General features: G+C 68.6%; 23 protein-coding genes and 1 riboswitch. Of the genes, 16 read left to right on the top strand and 7 right to left on the bottom strand.

Translation table 11 applies throughout. From position 1 onward, the window contains the following. Positions 1-169 precede the first annotated feature (169 nt). From ASV56_RS01590 to ASV56_RS01560, 8 genes are all read left to right on the top strand, one after another. A complete protein-coding gene (locus ASV56_RS01590) occupies positions 170-1,702 on the top strand; it encodes an acyl-CoA carboxylase subunit beta (RefSeq protein ID WP_062560508.1) in 1,533 nt (510 codons plus the stop codon). 24 nt (positions 1,703-1,726) lie between these two features. Further along, positions 1,727-2,368 (top strand): DUF6497 family protein, encoded by a 642-nt coding sequence (locus ASV56_RS01585; RefSeq protein ID WP_062560507.1) that lies wholly within the window; start codon positions 1,727-1,729, stop codon positions 2,366-2,368. A gap of 190 nt (positions 2,369-2,558) precedes the next feature. Beyond that, on the top strand, positions 2,559-2,693 hold the full coding sequence (locus tag ASV56_RS24775) for a hypothetical protein (RefSeq protein ID WP_018000393.1): 135 nt from the start codon (positions 2,559-2,561) through the stop codon (positions 2,691-2,693). A gap of 90 nt (positions 2,694-2,783) precedes the next feature. Next, positions 2,784-3,197 carry a hypothetical protein gene (locus tag ASV56_RS01580; RefSeq protein ID WP_062560506.1) on the top strand — a complete coding sequence of 138 codons (414 nt, stop codon included), beginning with the start codon at positions 2,784-2,786 and terminating at the stop codon, positions 3,195-3,197. A gap of 145 nt (positions 3,198-3,342) precedes the next feature. Continuing rightward, complete coding sequence (locus ASV56_RS01575) at positions 3,343-3,585, top strand: hypothetical protein (RefSeq protein ID WP_018000391.1); 243 nt, start codon at positions 3,343-3,345, stop codon at positions 3,583-3,585. Positions 3,586-3,648: 63 nt separating this feature from the next. Then, entirely contained in the window at positions 3,649-3,888 is a 240-nt protein-coding gene (locus ASV56_RS01570) for a hypothetical protein (protein ID WP_018000390.1), read from the top strand. Positions 3,889-3,987: 99 nt separating this feature from the next. Continuing rightward, positions 3,988-6,045, top strand: coding sequence for an acetyl-CoA carboxylase biotin carboxylase subunit (locus ASV56_RS01565; RefSeq protein WP_062560505.1), 2,058 nt, complete (start codon positions 3,988-3,990; stop codon positions 6,043-6,045). Between the two features lie 3 nt (positions 6,046-6,048). Then, a complete protein-coding gene (locus ASV56_RS01560) occupies positions 6,049-6,735 on the top strand; it encodes a hypothetical protein (RefSeq protein ID WP_062560504.1) in 687 nt (228 codons plus the stop codon). Here the strand turns inward: ASV56_RS01560 and ASV56_RS01555 are convergent. Both ASV56_RS01555 and ASV56_RS01550 read right to left on the bottom strand, forming a co-directional pair. Further along, positions 6,701-6,883, bottom strand: a complete 183-nt coding sequence (locus ASV56_RS01555) for a hypothetical protein (RefSeq protein ID WP_062560503.1) — start codon at positions 6,881-6,883, stop codon at positions 6,701-6,703. The two genes, ASV56_RS01560 and ASV56_RS01555, sit on opposite strands and share 35 nt — an antisense overlap. Before the next feature lie 123 nt (positions 6,884-7,006). Further along, positions 7,007-7,540, bottom strand: a complete 534-nt coding sequence (locus ASV56_RS01550) for a DUF4174 domain-containing protein (protein ID WP_062560502.1) — start codon at positions 7,538-7,540, stop codon at positions 7,007-7,009. A 57-nt stretch (positions 7,541-7,597) separates the two neighbouring features. Here ASV56_RS01550 and scpA point away from each other — a divergent pair, with 57 nt between their 5' ends. The 5 genes from scpA (at position 7,598) to ASV56_RS01525 (ending at position 13,117) form a co-directional block, all read left to right on the top strand. Next, positions 7,598-9,742, top strand: a complete 2,145-nt coding sequence (scpA, locus tag ASV56_RS01545) for a methylmalonyl-CoA mutase (RefSeq protein WP_062560501.1) — start codon at positions 7,598-7,600, stop codon at positions 9,740-9,742. Positions 9,743-9,845: 103 nt separating this feature from the next. Next, complete coding sequence (locus ASV56_RS01540; RefSeq protein ID WP_082724695.1) at positions 9,846-10,334, top strand: GNAT family N-acetyltransferase; 489 nt, start codon at positions 9,846-9,848, stop codon at positions 10,332-10,334. A 55-nt stretch (positions 10,335-10,389) separates the two neighbouring features. Further along, positions 10,390-11,214: a hypothetical protein gene (locus ASV56_RS01535; RefSeq protein ID WP_062560500.1), complete on the top strand. Its 825-nt coding sequence runs from the start codon at positions 10,390-10,392 to the stop codon at positions 11,212-11,214. Beyond that, a complete protein-coding gene (locus ASV56_RS01530; protein ID WP_062560499.1) occupies positions 11,202-11,735 on the top strand; it encodes a hypothetical protein in 534 nt (177 codons plus the stop codon). Before ASV56_RS01535 ends, ASV56_RS01530 begins: the two co-directional genes overlap by 13 nt. A gap of 65 nt (positions 11,736-11,800) precedes the next feature. Then, positions 11,801-13,117, top strand: a complete 1,317-nt coding sequence (locus ASV56_RS01525) for a homoserine dehydrogenase (protein WP_062560498.1) — start codon at positions 11,801-11,803, stop codon at positions 13,115-13,117. Between the two features lie 154 nt (positions 13,118-13,271). Here ASV56_RS01525 and ASV56_RS01520 read toward each other — a convergent pair whose 3' ends face one another. Continuing rightward, a complete protein-coding gene (locus ASV56_RS01520; RefSeq protein WP_062560497.1) occupies positions 13,272-13,916 on the bottom strand; it encodes a GntR family transcriptional regulator in 645 nt (214 codons plus the stop codon). Positions 13,917-13,955: 39 nt separating this feature from the next. Beyond that, positions 13,956-14,651 (bottom strand): M48 family metallopeptidase, encoded by a 696-nt coding sequence (locus ASV56_RS01515; RefSeq protein WP_062560496.1) that lies wholly within the window; start codon positions 14,649-14,651, stop codon positions 13,956-13,958. A gap of 135 nt (positions 14,652-14,786) precedes the next feature. Here ASV56_RS01515 and ASV56_RS01510 point away from each other — a divergent pair, with 135 nt between their 5' ends. Both ASV56_RS01510 and ASV56_RS01505 read left to right on the top strand, forming a co-directional pair. Further along, positions 14,787-15,110: a TIGR02300 family protein gene (locus tag ASV56_RS01510; RefSeq protein WP_062560495.1), complete on the top strand. Its 324-nt coding sequence runs from the start codon at positions 14,787-14,789 to the stop codon at positions 15,108-15,110. A 70-nt stretch (positions 15,111-15,180) separates the two neighbouring features. Next, positions 15,181-15,654, top strand: coding sequence for an NUDIX hydrolase (locus ASV56_RS01505; RefSeq protein ID WP_062560494.1), 474 nt, complete (start codon positions 15,181-15,183; stop codon positions 15,652-15,654). Positions 15,655-15,657: 3 nt separating this feature from the next. Here ASV56_RS01505 and ASV56_RS01500 read toward each other — a convergent pair whose 3' ends face one another. Beyond that, a complete protein-coding gene (locus tag ASV56_RS01500; protein WP_253879816.1) occupies positions 15,658-16,350 on the bottom strand; it encodes a TenA family protein in 693 nt (230 codons plus the stop codon). A 6-nt stretch (positions 16,351-16,356) separates the two neighbouring features. Next, a riboswitch (TPP riboswitch) is annotated at positions 16,357-16,484 on the bottom strand. A gap of 156 nt (positions 16,485-16,640) precedes the next feature. Between ASV56_RS01500 and ASV56_RS01495 the strand changes: the two genes are divergently transcribed. Further along, the gene (locus ASV56_RS01495) at positions 16,641-17,807 is read left to right on the top strand and encodes an AI-2E family transporter (RefSeq protein WP_062560493.1); all 1,167 of its coding nucleotides are present in this window, start codon (positions 16,641-16,643) and stop codon (positions 17,805-17,807) included. A 78-nt stretch (positions 17,808-17,885) separates the two neighbouring features. On the opposite strand, the gene hflC is transcribed toward ASV56_RS01495, so the two are convergent. After that, positions 17,886-18,968 carry a protease modulator HflC gene (gene hflC / locus ASV56_RS01490; protein ID WP_062560492.1) on the bottom strand — a complete coding sequence of 361 codons (1,083 nt, stop codon included), beginning with the start codon at positions 18,966-18,968 and terminating at the stop codon, positions 17,886-17,888. Then, entirely contained in the window at positions 18,968-20,206 is a 1,239-nt protein-coding gene (gene hflK, locus ASV56_RS01485) for an FtsH protease activity modulator HflK (protein WP_062560491.1), read from the bottom strand. Before hflK ends, hflC begins: the two co-directional genes overlap by 1 nt. Between the last annotated feature and the right edge of the window lie 44 nt (positions 20,207-20,250).

Genomic DNA, 20,250 nt, shown 5'->3' with positions numbered 1-20,250 from the left:
TGGCCCCTGCCCCGCGCGGCGTCAAGAGATTTGGCGGGTGCGGCGCTGTTTTGCAACTTAATCCATTTGCAGCGAAGTTTGCTAGCATAGTTTGCAAATATTCGGCTTTCTGCTTTCTTGGCCGGCAGCAAGCCGATAGTCTGCCCGCAAACCGAAAGGGAGACGGCTGATGAAGGACATCCTTGGCGAGCTGGAATCGCGCCGCCGCGACGCGCGGCTGGGCGGCGGGCAGCGGCGCATCGACGCCCAGCACGCCCGCGGCAAGCTGACCGCGCGCGAGCGGCTGGAGCTGCTGCTGGACGAGGGTTCCTTCGAGGAATTCGACATGTTCGTCCGCCACCGCTCGACCGATTTCGGCATGGAGGACGACCGGCCCTATGGCGACGGCGTGGTCACCGGCTGGGGCACGATCAACGGCCGCATGGTCTATGTCTTTTCGCAGGACTTCACCGTGTTCGGCGGCTCGCTGTCGGAAACCCATGCTCAGAAGATCTGCAAGATCATGGACATGGCGGTGCAGAACGGCGCCCCGGTGATCGGGCTGAACGATTCCGGCGGCGCGCGCATCCAGGAAGGCGTGGCCAGCCTTGCCGGTTACGCGGACGTGTTCCAGCGCAACATCATGGCCTCGGGCGTGGTGCCGCAGATCAGCGTCATCATGGGTCCCTGCGCCGGCGGCGCGGTCTATTCGCCGGCGATGACCGACTTCATCTTCATGGTCAAGGACACCTCCTATATGTTCGTGACCGGCCCGGACGTGGTCAAGACGGTGACGAACGAGGTGGTGACGGCCGAGCAACTGGGCGGCGCCTCGACCCATACCAAGAAGTCCTCGGTCGCCGACGGCGCCTTTGAAAACGACGTCGAGGCGATGACCGAGATCCGCCGGCTGGTCGACCTGCTGCCGTTGAACAACCGCGAAAAGGCGCCGACGCGGCCGTTCTTCGACGACCCGAACCGCATCGAGCCCAGCCTCGACACGCTGATCCCCGACAACCCGAACCAGCCCTACGACATGAAGGAGCTGATCCTGAAGGTCGCGGACGAGGGCGATTTCTACGAGATCCAGAAGGATTTCGCCGCGAACATCATCACCGGCTTCATCCGCATCGAGGGCCAGACCGTCGGCGTGGTCGCCAACCAGCCGATGGTGCTGGCGGGCTGCCTCGACATCGACAGCTCGCGCAAGGCGGCGCGCTTCGTGCGCTTCTGCGACGCCTTCGAGATCCCGATCCTGACCTTCGTCGACGTGCCGGGCTTCCTGCCGGGCACCGGCCAAGAATATGGCGGCGTCATCAAGCATGGCGCGAAGCTGCTGTTCGCCTATGGCGAGGCGACGGTGCCGAAGGTCACGGTCATCACCCGCAAGGCCTATGGCGGCGCCTATGACGTCATGGCCTCGAAGCACCTGCGCGGCGATTTCAACTATGCCTGGCCCACGGCCGAGATCGCAGTGATGGGCGCCAGGGGCGCGGTCGAGATCCTGTATCGCAGCGAGTTGGGCGATGCCGGGAAGATTGGCGCCCGCACCAAGGATTACGAGGACCGCTTCGCCAATCCCTTCGTCGCCGCCGAAAAGGGCTTCATCGACGAGGTGATCCAGCCGCGCTCGACCCGGCGTCGGGTGGCGCGGGCCTTCGCCAGCCTGCGCGGCAAGAAGCTGTCGAACCCCTGGAAGAAGCACGACAATATCCCGCTGTAACCGGCCGGACCCGAGGGAGGAACCATGTCGAGACTGGCGGCGATCTGCCTGGCGCTGATCCCCCCTGCCCTGGTGGCGGGCGGGACGGCGGCGGCTGGCGCGCCGGTCGAGATCGTGCTGCCCTCGGGCGCCAGGGTGACTTGGCAGGAGACGCGGCACGACAGTTCCGGCGGGCTGGGCCTGACCTATCGCTTCCGCTTCGTGATGCCGGACCTGGCGCAGCGGGTGCCGGCGACCAGCGGCCCGGCCTCGGATTTCGAGGATGCCGAGGGGCGCGGCCCCATCGACATCGACACCGAAAGCGGCGAGGTCAGCGGGGAGCCCGCCACGCTGGAGGCCGAGGCCGAGATGGCCGCCGAAGCGGGGGCCGAAACCGGAGCTGAAACCGGGGCCGAGGAGGACGCCGACGCCCTGCTGGAGCAGCCGGTGCTGCCGGCCGCCCCCGATGTTCTGGCCGAGGACCCGATCCATCTCGACATCGTCTGGCTGTGCGAGAACTGGGCCCTGCCCCGCATCGCCAGCCCGGCCCCGCGTCCCGAGCAGATCATCATCAGCCTGGCCAGCAAGGAAACCGCCTTCGGCGCCTACGACCCCGAAGTGGTGCAGCTCTTCGAGGCCTTCCGCCTGCCCAAGGACCGCGACGCCTGCGAATGGGAGCCGTGGTGATGCGCCATTTCAAGCCCTTGCGCCCTGATGCACGCGGGCCACAGCCGGCCGCGCCCGCGCCCGCGGGGCTTGGCTGCGCCTGTCGGGCCGTGCAGGTGCTGGCTATCATGCGCGCACGGCCGCGCCATGCGACCGAATCTCAACCGAGCAGTCGGGACCTCTGCGTCCCGCCCTACAGGAGCACGACACCATGTCGAAGAAACTTGCACTGGCCCTCGTCCTCGTCGGCCTGGCCGCCGCTTGCGCCAAGAAAGAGCCGGAAGTCATCACCCCGGTCGCCGTTCAGCCCGAGCCGGTGTATCAAGGCAAATACGGCGCCAACTGAGCCGTTCGCCGCGCGCGGGCTGCCAGGCGGCCCGCGCCAACCGCGCCCCTGCCCGCCCCCGCGCGTCACCACCGACAAAGGGGGCAAGACATGCTGAAGCATCGCGGCTTTCCGGGCCGTCTTCCGGGCACCGATTTCCAGTTCATCATCCGCCGCGCCAACAAGAAGGGCGCAACGCCGCTGATCCGGCGCGAGCGGTTCCGCGACCGCAAACCCGTCGACAAGCGCGCCGACACCGCCTTCCTGGCGGCGCTGATCGCGCATTTCGGCGATGAGCCTTTCGAGCGCGGCAACCTGGACGCCGGCCGGCTGTCCTGGCTTCTGGGCCGCGAGGTCGTGGCCGTCGGCAAGCTGGACCCGACCGATTACGAGCAATTGCTGCGCGTCGACATGAAGCGCGCCGAGGCCGGCTTCCCCGAGCTTTTCGCCGCCGAGGCGCCGGAATTCGACTGGGACGACGAGGCCGATTGGGACGAGGACGACATCGACGAGGACGGTGCCTGATGCCGGCCGGAGCGATGGGCGGATTGCCGCGTAGCCCTGTGTTTTCACACCGTTGTCAGTTTCTTCCGAAACGGGCGCGTGCAATATTGGCCGCACCCCTATCGCAAACGGCCCGTCAGCGGGTCCATAATACAGGCAAAGAACTATGCAAAAATCCGTCATCCTCCGTCTTTCGGGCGCCCTTCTGCTGGTCGGCGGCCTGGCCGCCTGCGACCAGGGCTACGGCAGCGGCATCTCGCCCGACGCGCAGCGCGCGGCCGGGGGCGCCCTGGCCGGTGCGGCCGTCGCCAAGATCATCGACGGCGACGTGGGCACCGGCGCGCTCATCGGCGCGGCGGGCGGCGCGCTTTGCGACGACGCCGGCGTCTGCCAGTCGCGCGGCTACTGATTCCACCGGGGCCGCTTGCGCGGGTGACAGCCCGCGCGCGGCCCGTATCCCGGAGAATTTCGCATGTCGAAAAAACTCGCTCTCGTCGTCGGTCTGGGCCTCCTGGGCCTGGCCGGCTGCACCCAGAACATCAATCCGACCGACATGGACCGCGGCCTCATCGGCGCGGGCGTCGGCGCGACCGTCGCCCATGTCGGCGGCCATGACGTCGCCAAGGGCGCGGCCATCGGCGCCGTCGCCGGCGCGCTGTGCGACGACGTGCGTCTCTGCCAGCCGACCCAGCCGCGCTATCGCAGCTACTGATACGCCGCCGCATCGCGGCGACGCCTTCCTTTCTGGCCGTCCCGGCATCGTGCCGGGGCGGCTTTCTTACGTTCGGCACCTGCCCCAGGGGAAACCAGCATGTTCAAGAAAATCCTGATCGCCAACCGGGGCGAGATCGCCTGCCGCGTCATCAAGACCGCGAAGAAGATGGGCATCCAGACCGTCGCGGTCTATTCCGATGCCGACCGCAACGCGCTGCATGTCAAGATGGCGGACGAGGCCGTCCATATCGGTCCGCCGCCGGCGAACCAGTCCTATATCGTCATCGACAGGATCATGGACGCGATCCGCCAGACCGGCGCCGAGGCGGTGCATCCGGGCTATGGCTTCCTGTCCGAGAACATGAAATTCGCCGAGGCGCTGGAGAAGGAAGGCGTCACCTTCGTCGGCCCGCCCAGCCCGGCCATCGAGGCCATGGGCGACAAGATCACCTCGAAGAAGCTGGCGCAGGAAGCCGGGGTCAGCACGGTTCCGGGCTATATGGGCCTGATCGCCGATGCCGAGGAGGCGGTGAAGATCTCGAACCAGATCGGCTATCCGGTCATGATCAAGGCCAGCGCCGGCGGCGGCGGCAAGGGCATGCGCATCGCCTGGAACGACCAGGAGGCGCGCGAGGGTTTCGAATCCTCGAAGAACGAGGCCGCGAACAGCTTCGGCGACGACCGCATCTTCATCGAGAAATTCGTGACCCAGCCGCGCCATATCGAGATCCAGGTGCTGGCCGACAAGCACGGCAATTGCGTCTATCTGCACGAGCGCGAATGCTCGATCCAGCGCCGCAACCAGAAGGTCATCGAAGAGGCGCCCTCGCCATTCCTCGACGCGGCGACGCGCAAGGCCATGGGCGAGCAGGCCTGCGCGCTGGCGAAGGCCGTGGGCTATACCAGCGCCGGCACGGTCGAATTCATCGTCGATGCCGACAAGAACTTCTATTTCCTGGAAATGAACACCCGGCTGCAGGTCGAGCATCCGGTGACCGAACTGATCACCGGCGTCGACCTGGTCGAGCAGATGATCCGCGTCGCCGGCGGCGAGCCGCTGCCCTTTGCCCAGGACGATCTGACGATCAACGGCTGGGCCATCGAAAGCCGGCTCTACGCCGAGGACCCCTATCGCAACTTCCTGCCCTCGATCGGCCGGCTGACCCGCTATCGCCCGCCGGCCGAGACGGCGGCCGGGCCGCTGCTCGACGCCGACCGCTGGGTGCCGGCGCGCCCGGGCGACCATCCTCCGGCCGCCGCTGCGGGGGTCAGGAACGATACCGGCGTCTATGAGGGCGGCGAGATCAGCATGTATTACGACCCGATGATCGCCAAACTCTGCACCTGGGCGCCGACCCGCGAGGCCGCCATCGAGCAGATGCGGCTGGCGCTGGACGAATTCGAGGTCGAGGGCATCGGCCACAACCTGCCGTTCCTGTCGGCGGTGATGGACCATCCGAAATTCGTCTCGGGCGATATTTCCACCGCCTTCATCGCCGAGGAATATCCCGAGGGCTTCCTGGGCGCGACCCTGCCCGAAGCCGAGATCCAGCGCATCGCCGCCTCGGTCGCGGCCATGCATCGGGTGGCCGAGATCCGGCGCACCCGCATCTCGGGCCGGCTCGACAACCACGAGCGCCATGTCGGCGAGCATTGGGTGGTGACGGTCGCGGGCCAGGAATTCCCGGTGCGCATCACCGCCGACAAGCAGGGCTCGACGGTCGAGATCGCCGGCCGCAAGCTGCGCGTCGAAAGCGACTGGCTGCCCGGGCAATCGCTGGCGCGGCTGTCGGTCGACGGCAGCCCCCTGGTGCTGAAGGTGGATCGCCTGCCCTCGGGCTTCCGGCTGCGGGTGCGCGGCGCGGACCTGAAAACCTATGTCCGCCGTCCGCGCGCCGCCGAACTGGCGCGGCTGATGCCCGAGAAGCTGCCGCCGGACACCTCGAAATTCCTGCTCTGCCCGATGCCCGGGCTGGTGGTCAAGGTGAACGTGGCCGCCGGCGACGAGGTGCAGGAAGGCCAGGCGCTGGCCACCGTCGAGGCGATGAAGATGGAGAACATCCTGCGCGCCGAGCGGCGCGGCGTGGTGAAATCCGTCAACGCCTCGGCCGGCGAAAGCCTCAAGGTCGATGACGTGATCATGGAATTCGAGTGATCCATGTTCCAGGGCACGGGCAGCATTCTCAATCCCACGGTGGTGGCGGCGCTGGTCGCCGCCGTCGTGGCGATGCTGGCCCGGCCCGTCGATGACTGGCTGAACCGCCGCCGCGCCCGCATCCTGCGGGTCGAGCGGGTCAGCGACGTGCAGCGCGCCCTGCTGGCCGAGATCCGCGCTCATGTCGTGGCGCTGGAAAGCCAGCGTCTGGATGCCGAGGGTGCCGCCGCCCTGCTGGTCCGGCTGCGCGAAAGCGGCCGGTTTCCCTTCATCCCGGCGCAGGCGAACGACCGCATCTTCACCGCGATCATCGAAGAGGTGCATATCCTGCCGGCCGATGTCATCGACCCGGTGGTGACCTATTACCGGCAGCTGTCGATCATGGCCTCATTCGCCGAGGCGATGCGGGAGCAGGCCGAAAAGGATCAGGCGCGCGCCGTCGAGATGTTCGCGGATTACTTGGAACTGACCGAATCGGCGCTGGAAAGCGGGCAAGAGGCCGTGCGCCTGCTGATGACCAGCGTGTTCTTCGGCGAGAATGCCCTGCGGCAGATGCTGGAGCGGGAAAGCGCCGCGGCTCTGGCCGCGCGTCAGGCCCAGATCGCCGGTCTGGCCGGCAGCCTTCCGGGCGAGCTGGCCGAGCTGCGCCAGCGGCTCAATAAGCGATCTTCGGACCGGAGCGACCTTTGATGGGCTTCAATCCGACGATCTCGGCCATTTCATTCGCGGTGCGGGCGCTGCGCAGCCGTTCGACCAGCTGTTCGGTGGCCGAGTCCAGCCGGGGCGGTTTGGGCGCGTCCGGGCGTTCCGTCACGCGCGGCAGGGGCGAATTCGACATGGCGGGCCTCCTTGGCAGCGGGCAGCGCGGCTGCCCTGTTCCCAAGATAATGGCTCGGGGGCCGGGCCGCAACGAAGTCGTTGCGATTATCGCACAAAGAAATGTGGCGATTTTCTCAGTATCTTACGGCACTGCCGCACGGCCGATCTCGCGCCGGCGTAGCGGGAACTTGTCGATGGCGCGGGAAATCTCGCGCACGGACCAGGGCGCGGGCTTACGCTGCTTGACCTGGCCGTCCTTGTCCAGCAGCACCAGCGAAAAGCCTTCCGGGCGCAGCTGCCGACGCCAGGGGCTGGCCGCCGCCGGGTCGGTGTCGGTCACGACGACCACGTCGCGCGCCAGCAGCGGCGCCGGATCGGCCTGCAGGTCGGCCAGCTGCCGGATGAAGGCCGGGTCGGCCGCGGTATCGGCAAAGATCACCACCGGCCGGGCCTGCCACAGGAATTCCGCCGGGTCGGCCTCGGATGCCGGCAGCACGGTCAGGGCCTGCGCGGCGGCGCCGGTCAGCGGCCCGCCGGGCGCGGGCGCGCCGTCGCGCGCCGCCGGCACCTCGCCGCGCACATATGGCCGGTGGCCGTCGGCATCGCCCTCGGGTTTCGGTCCCATCGCCGCCAGAAGCGGCACCACAGCCAGAATTATCAACCGTTTCAGTTTCATCGCGCCCCCGTTCCCCCTTTCATATAGGGCGCGGCGGGCCATGGGAAAGGATGCAAGATGAGCGAAAGCAGCAAAGCCGACCTGGAGACATGGCGCAATCTCGCCAGCAAGGAACTGAAGGGCGCCGATCCCGACAGCCTGAACTGGCACACGCTGGAGGGGATCGAGGTCAAGCCGCTCTATACCCAGGCCGACACCGAGGGCCTGGCGCATCTGGGCAGCCTGCCCGGGCTTGAGCCCTTTACCCGCGGGCCGCGCGCGACCATGTATGCCGGCCGGCCCTGGACGATCCGGCAATACGCCGGCTTCTCGACCGCCGAGGAATCGAACGCCTTCTACCGCCGCAACCTGGCGGCCGGGCAGCAGGGGGTTTCGGTGGCCTTCGACCTGGCCACGCACCGCGGCTATGACAGCGACCATCCGCGCGTCGAGGGCGACGTGGGCAAGGCCGGCGTCGCCATCGATTCGGTCGAGGACATGAAGATCCTGTTCGACGGCATTCCGCTGGACAAGGTCTCGGTCTCGATGACCATGAACGGGGCGGTGATCCCGATCCTGGCGAATTTCATCGTCGCGGGCGAGGAACAGGGGCATTCGCGCGCCGTGCTGTCGGGCACGATCCAGAACGACATCCTGAAAGAGTTCATGGTGCGGAACACCTATATCTATCCGCCCGAACCCTCCATGCGCATCATCGCCGACATCATCGAATACACCTCGAAAGAGATGCCGCGCTTCAACTCGATCTCGATCTCGGGCTATCACATGCAGGAGGCGGGCGCGAACCTGGTGCAGGAGCTGGCCTATACGCTGGCCGACGGGCGCGAATATGTCCGCGCCGCGCTGAAGACCGGCATGAATGTCGACGATTTCGCCGGGCGGCTGTCGTTCTTCTTTGCCATCGGCATGAACTTCTTCATGGAGGTCGCGAAGCTGCGCGCCGCGCGGCTGCTCTGGACCCGGATCATGAAGGAATTCGAGCCGAAGAAGGCATCCTCGCTGATGCTGCGCACGCATTGCCAGACTTCGGGCGTGTCCTTGCAGGAGCAGGACCCCTATAACAACGTCATCCGCACGGCTTACGAGGCGATGGCGGCGGTGCTGGGCGGCACGCAGTCGCTGCACACCAACGCGCTGGACGAGGCGATCGCGCTGCCGACCGAGTTCAGCGCCCGCATCGCGCGCAACACCCAGCTGATCCTGCAGGAGGAAACCGGCATCACCCATGTCGTCGATCCGCTGGCGGGCAGCTATTACATCGAGACCCTGACCGCGCGGCTGGCCGAGGAAGCCTGGGCGCTGATCGAGGAGGTCGAGGCGATGGGCGGCATGACCAAGGCGGTGGCCTCGGGCATGCCGAAGCTGCGCATCGAGGAATCGGCGGCGCGGCGCCAGGCGATGATCGACCGCGGCGACGAGGTGGTCGTCGGCGTGAACAAGTACCGGCTGGCCAAGGAAGAGCCGCTCGACATCCTCGACATCGACAACATGAAGGTGCGCGAGGCGCAGATCGCCCGGCTGGAGCGCATCCGCGCCACCCGCGACCAGGCGGCCTGCGACGCGGCGCTGCTGGAACTGGGCCGGCGCACGGTCGAGGGCGGCAACCTGCTGGAGGCGGCGGTCGAATGCGCCCGCGCGCGGGCCAGCGTGGGCGAGATCAGTCTGGCGATGGAGGGCACCTTCGGGCGCCACAGGGCGGAGGTGAAGACTTTGGCAGGGGTTTACGGGGCGGCCTATGAGGGCGACGCGGATTTCGCGCAGATCCAGCGCGACGTCGAGGCTTTCGCCGAGGAAGAGGGCCGTCGGCCCCGCATGCTGGTGGTGAAGATGGGCCAGGACGGCCATGACCGCGGTGCCAAGGTCATCGCCACCGCCTTTGCCGACATCGGCTTCGACGTGGACGTGGGGCCGCTGTTCCAGACCCCCGAGGAAGCCGCGCAGGACGCCATCGACAACGACGTGCATGTAATCGGGATCTCCTCGCAGGCGGCGGGCCACAAGACCCTGGCGCCGAAGCTGATCGCGGCGCTGAAGGACCAGGGCGCCGGCGACATCCTGGTGATCTGCGGCGGCGTGATCCCGCAGCAGGATTACGATTTCCTGAAGAAGGCCGGGGTGAAGGCGATCTTCGGGCCGGGGACCAACATCCCGGCGGCGGCGAAGGACATCCTGTCGCTGATCCGGGCGGCCCGGGCAGCCTAGGGCGGCGCACGGCGGCCCTTGCGGTCGCCGTCGCATGGGTATTTCTACAACAAAGAAGGCCGGCCGCCGCGCGTTTTGCGGCCGGTTCCCCGATGGAGCCCGAATGATCATCCGCCCGGCCGAAACCCGCGACATTCCCGCCATCCTGGATTTCTGGAACCCGATCATCCGCGAGACCACGACGATCTTTTCCAGCGAGGAGCGCACGGTCGAGAGCCTGGGGGCGATGATCGCCGCCCGCCGCGCCGCGGGGCGCGAGATGCTGGTGGCCGAGGCGGCGGGCGCGGTGCTGGGCATCGCCACCTATGACCAGTTCCGCGGCGGGCTGGGCTACGTCCATGCCATGGAACATACCGTGCTGCTGGCGCCCGGGGCGCGCGGGCGCGGTGTCGGCCGGGCGCTGATGGCGGCGATCGAGGATCACGCCCGGGCGCGCGGCGCCCATACCATGGTCGCGGCCGTCGATGCCGCCAATGCCGGCGGCATCGGCTTTCACGAGGCCATCGGCTTCCGGCGCGTGGGCTATCTGCCCGAATCCGGGCGCAAGTTCGGGCGCTGGCTGGACCTGGTGCTGCTGCAGAAGATCCTGTGAGGCTTGCCGCCGTGCGGGCCGCGTGCGAATGTCGCGGGCAAAACGCGAGGCGGGCATGGACGACGGGCGCAACGGCACGGTCAAGCAGGTCATCTGCATCAAATGGGGCACGAAATTCGGGCCCGAGTTCGTGAACCGGCTGCATGCCATGGTGGCGCGCAACATCACGCCGCCGTTCCGGCTGTATTGCTTTACCGACGACGGCGCCGGCCTGCATCCCGACATCGCCGTGCGGCCGCTGCCCGAGTTCGAATACCAGGCGCCGGTCAATACCAAGGGCAAATGGCCGAAGTCGCGGCTGTGGGGCGATCTGGGCGACGTGCAGGGCGTGGTGCTGTTCCTGGACCTCGACGTGATCGTGACCGGCAGCCTCGACGATTTCTTCGCCTTTGGCGATCCCGACGATACCGTGCTGGGGCTGAACCCGAACACGCCCTTCGAGAAGATGGGCCAGACCTCGGTCTATCGCATGCGCGTCGGCAAGCTGAAGCCCCTGCAGGACATCTTTCGCGCCGATCCGCAGGCCGCCGCCGACAGGTTCCGCTACGAGCAGCGCTTCGTCACCCGCAATGCGCCGGGTGGGGTGAAGTTCTGGCCCAGGGGTTGGCTCGCGCATTTCCGCATGCATTGCGTGCCGAATTTCCCGCTGAACTATGTCCGCGAGGCGCGGGTGCCGGCGGGGACGCGCATCGTGATCTTTCCGGGCGACCTGAACCCGCCCGACGCCGTCCTGGGCCGCTGGAGCGACAAGGACCAGCATCGCGCGCCCCTGGACCATCTGCGCGCCGCCTTCGACGGCCGCCGGCGCGAGAGCCTGGGCAAGCACCTGCGGCATTACCTGCGCCCGGTCGGCTGGGTTTCGGCATTATGGCGGGAATAGGCGCCGCGCCCGAGACGCATTTCACCCTGCCCGGCGATTTCGCCGCGGGCCTCGGGCAATGCGTGGCGAGTTTCGGCTGGCTCGAGGAGATCATCAAGCGCACCATCTATGCGCTGGACCGTGCCCGGCTGGCCGACGACCTGACGCCCGAGGAGTTGCAGGCCTGGCTTGCCCGCATGGGCAGCCTGGCCGACGATTCCATGGGCACGCTGATCGAGCAGCTCGACGCCGCCATGCGCCGCCATCCCGGATTGCGCGACCGCAACAAGATCACCGACCGGCTGGGCGAGATCCGGCTTTACCGCAACCTGCTCTGCCATGCCTCGTGGCGGCCGACCGAGCGCAAGACGCACTGGCATCCGGCCTTCGTCAGCGCCAAGGGCGAGGTGCGGCCGGCGCCAATGGCGCTCGACGACCTGGAGCGCATCCGCGCGCAGACCGTCGAGACCGGCGGCCGCGTGCTGCGCGTCATGCGCGCCACCGGCGAGCCGGGCTACTGGGCCGGCGACGACGAGGCGTGAAGCCTTGCGTTGCAAGCCCGCGCCGCATCCGCTAACACCGCAACGTCCATAGATAAGAGTTTCGCATGTCCGCCCAGAACCAGGGGCAAAACGCCTCGCCGCTCCGTCTTGGTATCGCAGGTCTGGGGACCGTCGGCATCGGCACCGTCAAGATCATCCAGAAGCACGCCGCGCTGCTGTCCCAGCGCGCCGGCCGGCCCATCGCCATCACCGCGGTCTGCGCCCGCGACCGGCTGAAGAACCGCGACGCGGACCTGTCGGCCTATGGCTGGGAGGAGGACGCCCGGGCGCTGGCGCTGCGCGAGGATGTGGAAGTTTTCGTCGAGCTGATCGGCGGCGACGAGGGCGTCGCGCGCGAGGCGGTGACGGCGGCGCTGAAGGCCGGCAAGGACGTGGTGACCGCCAACAAGGCGCTACTGGCGATCCACGGCCAGGAGCTGGCGGAACTGGCCGAGGCGCATGGCCGGGTGATCCGATTCGAGGCGGCCGTCGCCGGCGGCATCCCGGTGATCAAGGCGATGACCGAGTCGCTGGCCGGCAACGAGATCCGCCGCGTCATGGGGGTGATGAACGGCACCTGCAACTATATCCTGACCCGGATGGAAAGCGCCGGCCTGCCCTATGAGACGGTGTTCGAGGAGGCGCGGCAGCTGGGCTATCTGGAGGCCGATCCGACGCTGGACGTGGGTGGCATCGACGCCAGCCACAAGCTGGCGATCCTGGCCGCCATCGCCTTCGGCACCCGCCCCAGCTTCGACGCCGTGGAAATCGAGGGCATCGAGCGGGTCAGCATCGACGACATTCGCCGCGCCGCCGACATGGGCTATCGCATCAAGCTGCTGGGCGTGGCGCAGATGACCGGGCGCGGGCTGGAGCAGCGCATGTCGCCCTGCCTGGTGCCCGCCGACAGCCCCTTGGGGCAATTGCAGGGCGGCACCAACATGGTGGTGATCGAGGGCGACTCGGTCGGGCAGATCGTGCTGCGCGGCGCGGGGGCCGGCGAAGGCCCGACCGCCAGCGCGGTGATGTCCGACGTGGTCGAGATCGCGCGCGGCGTGCGCATGCCGAGCTTCGGCCAGCCGGCCTCGGCGCTGGCCCGGCCGCAGCCGGCGCGGACCGCGGTGCCCGCCGCCTATTACATCCGGCTGGCGCTGACCGACAAGCCGGGGGCGCTGGCCAAGGTTGCCACGGTGCTGGGCGATTCCGGCATCTCGATCGACCGCATGCGGCAATACGGCCATCAGCAGACCGCCGGCGTCGCCCCGGTGCTGATCGTGACCCACAAGACCACGCCCGAGGCCATCGACCATGCCATCGAGGCGCTGCCGAAGACCGGCGTCATTGCCGGCGAGCCGGTGGAGCTGCGCATCGAGGAGGTCTGAGCCGCCGGGTTTGGGTATTTGGAAAACGGAAAGTGACTGGCGCCGTGCCCCGGGGGTGCGGCGTTTCTGTTTTATGGCGAGAGATCGGCAGCGGCGGCGGCTTGGGTCGCGGCCGGTTCGGGTATTTGGGAAACAGAGAAAGCCAGAGGTCGCGTCAGCTGGCCGAGAGGTGGCGCAGCCCGTGGGTCACGTCGGCACGCACGGCAAGCCGCAGGCCGGGCTCGTCGCCGGCCCGCAGCGAGGCCAGGATCATGCGGTGGTGGCGCGGCGGCTCGTGGCGCTTGACCCGGCCATAGAGCGCCCGCATCGTCGGGCCGAGCTGCAGCCAGACCGTCTCGACGATGGCCAGCATCGCCGGCGCCTGGGCGCGCAGGTAGAGGATGCGGTGGAATTCCAGGTTTGTGCGGATATAGGTGACGCCGTCATGACTTTCGGCCGCCTCGCCGATGGCGGCATTGATGACGGCCATGCGCTCGATCAGCGCCTGATGGGCGCGGGGCAGCGCCCGGGCGGCGAGTTCGGGCTCGATCAGGCCGCGCAGGGCGGCGAGTTCCTCGATGCGCTCGACCGAGAGCTCCGGCGTGGTGATCCGACCCGAGGAGGAAAGCGTCAGCGCCCCTTCGGCGACCAGGCGCCGCACCGCCTCGCGCGCGGGGGTCATCGAGACGCGGTGCTCGGCTGCGATGCCGCGCAGCGTCATCGGCAGGCCGGGCGGCAGTTCGCCCAGCATGATGCGCTGGCGAAGGCTGCGATAAAGCCGCTCATGCGCGGCGGTTTCCGAATTGCGCGTCACTGTCATGCCATCTCTGTGATCACAAATGCGCGCGGCGTCAATCCGTCAGATGCGGAAACGCCAGGCCAGCAGCTCGTGGCCGTGGCAGCGCAGCCAGGCGCGGTGCCGGGCATGGCCGGGCAGCAGCCGTTCGGTCGCGGCCCAGAAGGCGGGCGAGTGGTCCATATGCGCCAGATGCGCGACCTCATGCGCGGCGACATAGTCCAGCACTTCGGGCGGCGCCATGGCCAGGCGCCACGAGAACATCAGCCGGCCGTCATGGGTGCAGCTGCCCCAGCGCGAGCGGGTGTCGCGCAGCGCCAGCGCCCGGAACGGCCGCCCCAGCCGGGCCGCGTGGCGGTCGCAGGCGGCGATCAGCCGCGCCTGCGCGAGGTGTTTGAGCCAAACTTCGATGACCACCCCTGGCGGCCGGCCCTGCGGCACCAGCAGCAGGTCGGCGGTCAGCTCGACGCGGCGGGTCTCGGCCGGGCGGATCAGGCGCGGCACGCCCTCGACGGGCAGCTGGACGCCATGCGCGACCAGTTGCAGCGCCGGCATGTCGGCGCGGACCCGGCGCAGCCATTCGGCCCGCGACTCGGCAAAGGCCTGGCCGTCGCGCAGGCTGGCGCGGCTGGGCAGGGTCAGCACCACCTCGCCCCCTGCCCGCGCCACGCGCAGCGTCATGCGCCGCGCCCGGGACGAGCGGCGCAGCGTCACCGGGATGTCGCCGCCGACCCAAATCCTGTCCTTGCCTACCTGCATCTTGCGGTGCCCTGCCTTTCGGCCCATATTTCCACCGCGCCGCCGTCCCGACGCAAGGGGAAAAGCCTTTGACAGCCCCTTCTGGCTATGGCAGGGGACAGCGGATTTACCTGAACGCGGCAGAAAGAGAATACCATGCCCAAAGAGGAATGGGGCACGAAACGCCTTTGCCCCCATTGCGCCACGCGCTTCTACGACCTGACGAACGACCCGATGACCTGCCCGGCCTGCGGCGCCTCTTTCACGGCGGAAAGCCTGACGAATGGCCGCTCGCGCTCGCTGATCTCGGAAAAGACCGCCGCGCGCGACGAGGATCAGACCGATCTCGTCGATGACGAGGATCTGGACGACGACGCCGATTCCGGGGATCTGGACGACGATCTGCTGGACGACGACGATGACGACGGCGACGTGTCGCTGGACGACATCGCCGACGTGGCGGATTCGGACGACGAATAGGCCGCGAGCGGCCGCGATCGCCCCGGCCGGCCCTTGCCGCGCCGGGGCTTTTTCGTGATCAGAGGGGGCCATGCGCATCATCGACCGCCAAGCCATGCGGGCCATCCTGCTGACGCCCGAGGACCGGGTGCTGCTGATGCGCGTCGATTACGGCACCGGCGACTGGTGGATCACCCCCGGCGGCGGCGCCGAGCCCGGCGAGACGCCCGAGGCGACGCTGCGCCGCGAACTGCGCGAGGAGCTGGGCTTTGCCCTGCCCGCCTTCGGCCCGCTGGTCTGGCGCCGCCGCTTTACCCTGCCCTTGCCGCAGGCGCGCTGGCGCCAATCCGAGCATTACTTCCTGATCGAGACGCCGGAGTTCCGGCCCGTGGTGCAAGACGCGCCCGAGGCCGGCCTGATCCGCGAGTTCCGCTGGTGGAGCCTGCCCGAACTGCGCCACAGCCGCGAGAACCTGGCACCGGCCGCGCTGGCGCGCATCGTGCTGGACTATCGCGAAGGCGGCCCGCCGCGCGAGCCGCCCGCCTTCGAAATCATCGAGGATTAGGCGCTAAGCCTTATAAGCATCATTGAAAAATTCGACTTCCAGCCGGGCGGCGCGGCGGAAGAAGTCGCGCACTTGCGCGGCCTCGGCCGGGCCGGTGCGGTCAAGCTCGGCGCGCAGGAAGGCCACGAAATCGCGGAAGAACGCATTGTCGTGCAGCGTGATCCATTCGGCATGGACGAAGTTTTCCGGCAGGGTCTCGGCCTGCATGGCCCAGTCGAGGTAAAGCCCCTCGGCCACGTTCAGCACCGCCAGCACCGCAGGATAGGAGCGCGTCGCTGCGGCCTCGCGCATGATGGCCTGGAAGCCCTGCGTGGGCGCGCTGTCGGGACTCGCAGCGCGCTCGGCCTCCGATACGCCCAGGGCGGCGAAGGCGCGCAGGAAATAGTCGTTCTCGTCGCTTGAAACCATGCCGGCGAAGCGGCCGAAGCGCAGCCGCGATTCGAAGCGGTCGGCGCTGGCGATGGCGGCGCCGAGCAGCGTCAGGAAAGCGTCGAGGAAACGGTGATCCTGCACGAGATAGCGCGCCATGACCGCATCCGCGATGCGGCCGGCCAGCAACTCGTGCACGAAACGATGGCCGGTCGCAGCCTGCCAATCGGCGGCGCATTCGTCGCGCAGGGTTTCAAAGAAGGTCTGGGGTATGCTGCCCTCCTGGCTTGGGGCGGGGCCGGGATGGCCCCGGGGTGGGGCCGGCATCAGGCAGGCGCACGGACTGGCCATCCCTTCGCCGGCATGATCCGGATCAGGTTCGAAGGGTCACCGCGCCGCGCAGGCCTTGGCCCTTGCCAGCGATCTCTCAGCCCCTTGCCGGGGCTCCCCTTGGTCGCGGCGATCCTAGCCGTCCCCGCCCCGGCTGTCACGCCCCCGACACGCCGGTGCGACAGGCTTGGCCCGACCGGGACGGCATTCCGGCTTGCAGCGGCGGGCGTTCTGTTATCTCGTTGCGCCAAGATGCGTCCGCGCGGCGCCGGACAGGACCGGAGACGATGACCACAGGCCCAGAGCCAAGCCCCCAGACCGCACCCCACCCCGCCCAGGCGCCGCGCCAGACCGGGCTGCGCCTGCACCGGCCGCCGCTGGTGACCAATATCTCGGCCGCGCGCTGGCTGTTGCTGGCGATCGTCGCGGCCTCGATCTATTTCTTTCACGGCTTCCTGGTGCCGGTGCTGGCGGCGATGGTGATCGCGCTGGCCAGCTGGCCGCTGCGCGAGCGGGCGGTGGCGCGGGTCGGGCGCACCTGGGCCGCGACGGCCCTGGTGCTGGTGCTGGTCTGCTTCCTGGTCGTGCCCATCGCCATGGCGCTGATCTATGCCTTCCGCGAGCTGCGCGACTGGATCAACTGGGCGATCCTGGTCAATTCCACCGGCGCGCCGACGCCGGGCTGGATGGTCCAGCTGCCGCAGGTCGGTGACTGGCTGGACGAGAACTGGCACACCTATATCGGCCGGCCCGGCGGCATCTCGGAAATCGTGCAGCTGGTCTCGGGTTCGAACATCGGCGCGATCTATCGCGGCGCGGTGACGGCGGGCTCGCTGGCCTTCCATCTGGCGCTGACGCTGCTCTTCATGCTGATCACGCTCTTCGTGCTGTATCGCGACGGCGACAAGTTCGTGGCCCAGGTCGACCATATCGGTCGCCGCATCCTGCCCGACCGCTGGAGCCGGCTGTCGCGCGTGGTGCCGGCGACGATCAGCTCGACCGTGACCGGCATGACGCTGATCGCCATCGGCGAGGGGGTGATCCTGGGCACCGCCTATTGGCTGGCCGGCGTGCCCTCGCCGGTGACCTTCGGCGTCATCACCGGCTTCATGGCGCTGATCCCGGGCGGCGCGCCTTTGTGCTTCACGCTGGTCTCGGCCTATCTGGTCGCCAGCGGCTCGCCGGTACAGGGCGCGGCGCTGTTCATTTGGGGCACCTGCGAGCTGTTCGTCGTGGACAAGACCATCCGGCCGGTGCTGGTCGGCGGGCCGGTGAAGCTGCCCTTCCTGCCGACGTTCTTCGGCCTCGTCGGCGGGGTCAAGACCATGGGCATCGTCGGGCTGTTCGTCGGGCCGGTGCTGATGGCGCTGCTGGTCTCGATCTGGCGCGAATGGCAGCGCGAGGTGACCGAGGACGAGGCCCGACGCGCCGGCCTGCTGGCCGAGACCCGCTAGTCCGGCGGACAGCGCATGAAAAAGGCGGGGCGCACAGCGATGCGTCCCGCCTTTTCCGTTTTCGTCGCCTGGCCGCGCTCAGTTCGCCGGCACGGCCGGTTCCTGCTGCGGCGGGCTCGACAGCGCCTCGGGCATGGGCGTCAGCGTGACGCCCGAGCTCGCGCCCAGCGGCTCGCCCTCGCGCGTGGTCTCGGTCGGGGCGACCGTATCCTCGGCGGCGGCGCCGGTCGCCGGCGCGGCCGAGGCCGAGGGTGCGGCCGGGGCCGGGGTCGGTACCGGGTTGGCGCGGTCGGAACCGTCGTTGCGCAGATAGTCGAAGAACTCGCCATCGGGCTTGATCACCAGCGAGCTGTTCTCGCCCTTCAGCGCCCGCTCATAGGAGGTCATGGAGCGGGTGAAGGCAAAGAACTCGGGATCGCGGCCGAAGGCATCGGCATAGATGGCGTTGCGGCGGGCGTCGGCCTCGCCGCGAACCACCTCGGCGCGCTTGCGGGCCTCCGAGGTCAGCTCGACCACGGTGCGGTCGGCGGCGGCACGGACGCGCTGCGCGGCCTCGCCGCCGCGGGCGATCTCGTCGGCGGCCTCGCGCTCGCGCTCGGCCCGCATCCGGGCATAGGTCGCGGTCAGGTTCTGCTCGGGCAGGTCGGTGCGGGTCAGGCGCACGTCGATGACGCGGATCCCCAGCGCCTCGGCCTCGCCGCGCGCGCCGTCGCGGATGCGGTTCATCAGCGCGGTGCGGTCGTCCGACAGCACGGTGGTCGAGGGCACCGAGCCCAGCACGCGGCGGATCACGTCGTTGATGATCGAATCCAGCCGTTCCTGCGCGCGGGGCAGGCCCCGACCCTCGGTCGCCTGATAGAGCTTCTGCGCGTCGAGCACCTGCCAGCGGGCAAAGGCATCCACCACCAGCCGGCGGTCGTCCAGGGGCGTGACCTCCATCGGCCGGGTCGGCAGGCCGAGGATGCGGGCGTCATAGCGCACCACGCTGTCGATGAAGGGGACCTTGATGCCGAGGCCGGGGTTCTCGCGCACCTCGACCACCTCGCCAAAGCGCAGCACCAGGGCCTTTTCGCGCACGTCGACGATATAGACCGAAGCCGCCACGATCACCGCGATGACGACCAGGAACGGCAGGACCAGGACAGAGATTGCACGGTTCATCACTGGTTCCCCCCGTTGTTGGTGCCATTGTTGCTGCCGGCATTGCCGGTGGCGCCGCTGCGCAGCTGGTCGAGCGGCAGATAGGGCACGACGCCCTGCCCGGCCTCGCCGTCGATGATGACCTTGTTCGCCTGGCCCAGAATTTTCTCCATGGTTTCCAGATACATCCGGCGCCGCGTCACCTCGGGCGCCTTGACATATTCGTCATAGACCGAGTTGAAGCGCGCGGCCTCGCCCTCGGCATTGTTCACGGCCTCGGCGCGATAGGCCTCGGCGCGCTCGACCACGGCGGCGGCTTCGCCGCGCGCATTGGCCAGCACCCGGTTGGCATAGGCGTCGGCCTCTTTCTCCAGCCGGTCGCGTTCCTGCTGGGCGGCCTGCACCTCGCGGAAGCTGTCGATCACCTCGCGCGGCGGATCGGCGCGCGCCAGGTTGACCCGGACGATGTTGACGCCGGAGTCATAGGAATCCAGCGTGCCCTGCGCGGCGCGCTCCAGCTCGGCCCGGATCTGCTCGCGGTCGCGGTTCAGGATCGGCGCCAGTTCCGACCGCGCCACGATGTCGCGCATGGCCGATTCCGCCACGGCGCGGATGGTATCGTCGGGATCGGCCAGGTTGAACAGGAATTTCTCGGGGTCCGAGACGTTCCAGACCACCTGATATTGCATGTCGACGATGTTCTGGTCGCGGGTCAGCATCAGCCCGCTGTCGTTCGGCCCGGCCTGGCCGGTGCCGATTTCCGTCACCCGCTCGCCCGAGACCTGGACCAGTTCCTTGGTCACCACCGGCCAGGGCGCGAAGTTCAGGCCCGGATCGCCCAGCGCATAGGGCCGGCCGAACAGCAGTTCGACAGAGCGCTGGCCCTCGTCGACGGTGTAGAAGCTGGTGAAGGCCCAGAGTGCGGCCACGGCCAGCGCGCCGATGCCCCAGGTGCCGCGGCTCATCTGGAATTGCGGGCCGAAACGGCGCGGGCCGGTGCCGCGGGGGCCGCCGCCGCCGCCCTTGCCGCCCATCAGCACGCGCAGCTTGTCCTGCCCCTTGCGGACCAGTTCCTCGATCTCGGGGATCTGCTCGCCCCGGCGCGGACCCTGCGGGCGGTCGTCGCGGCCGCCTTGGTTGTTGCCTCCGGCATTGCCCCAGGGGCGCGGACCGCCCTTCTGGTCGCCCCCCTGCGGCGGCTGCTTGCCGCCCTTGCCGTCATCTCCGCCGCCGCCGCCCCAGGGGCCTTGTCCCGCCATCCGTCTCGTGCCTCGCTCTTTTGTGTCTTCCCGTTGGAAACTGG

The organism is Paracoccus aminovorans (assembly GCF_001546115.1).
GTDB classification, from domain to species: domain Bacteria; phylum Pseudomonadota; class Alphaproteobacteria; order Rhodobacterales; family Rhodobacteraceae; genus Paracoccus; species Paracoccus aminovorans_B.
Note: the sequence above shows the minus strand (reverse complement) of the source record. Positions and strands in the feature narration are given on the sequence as shown.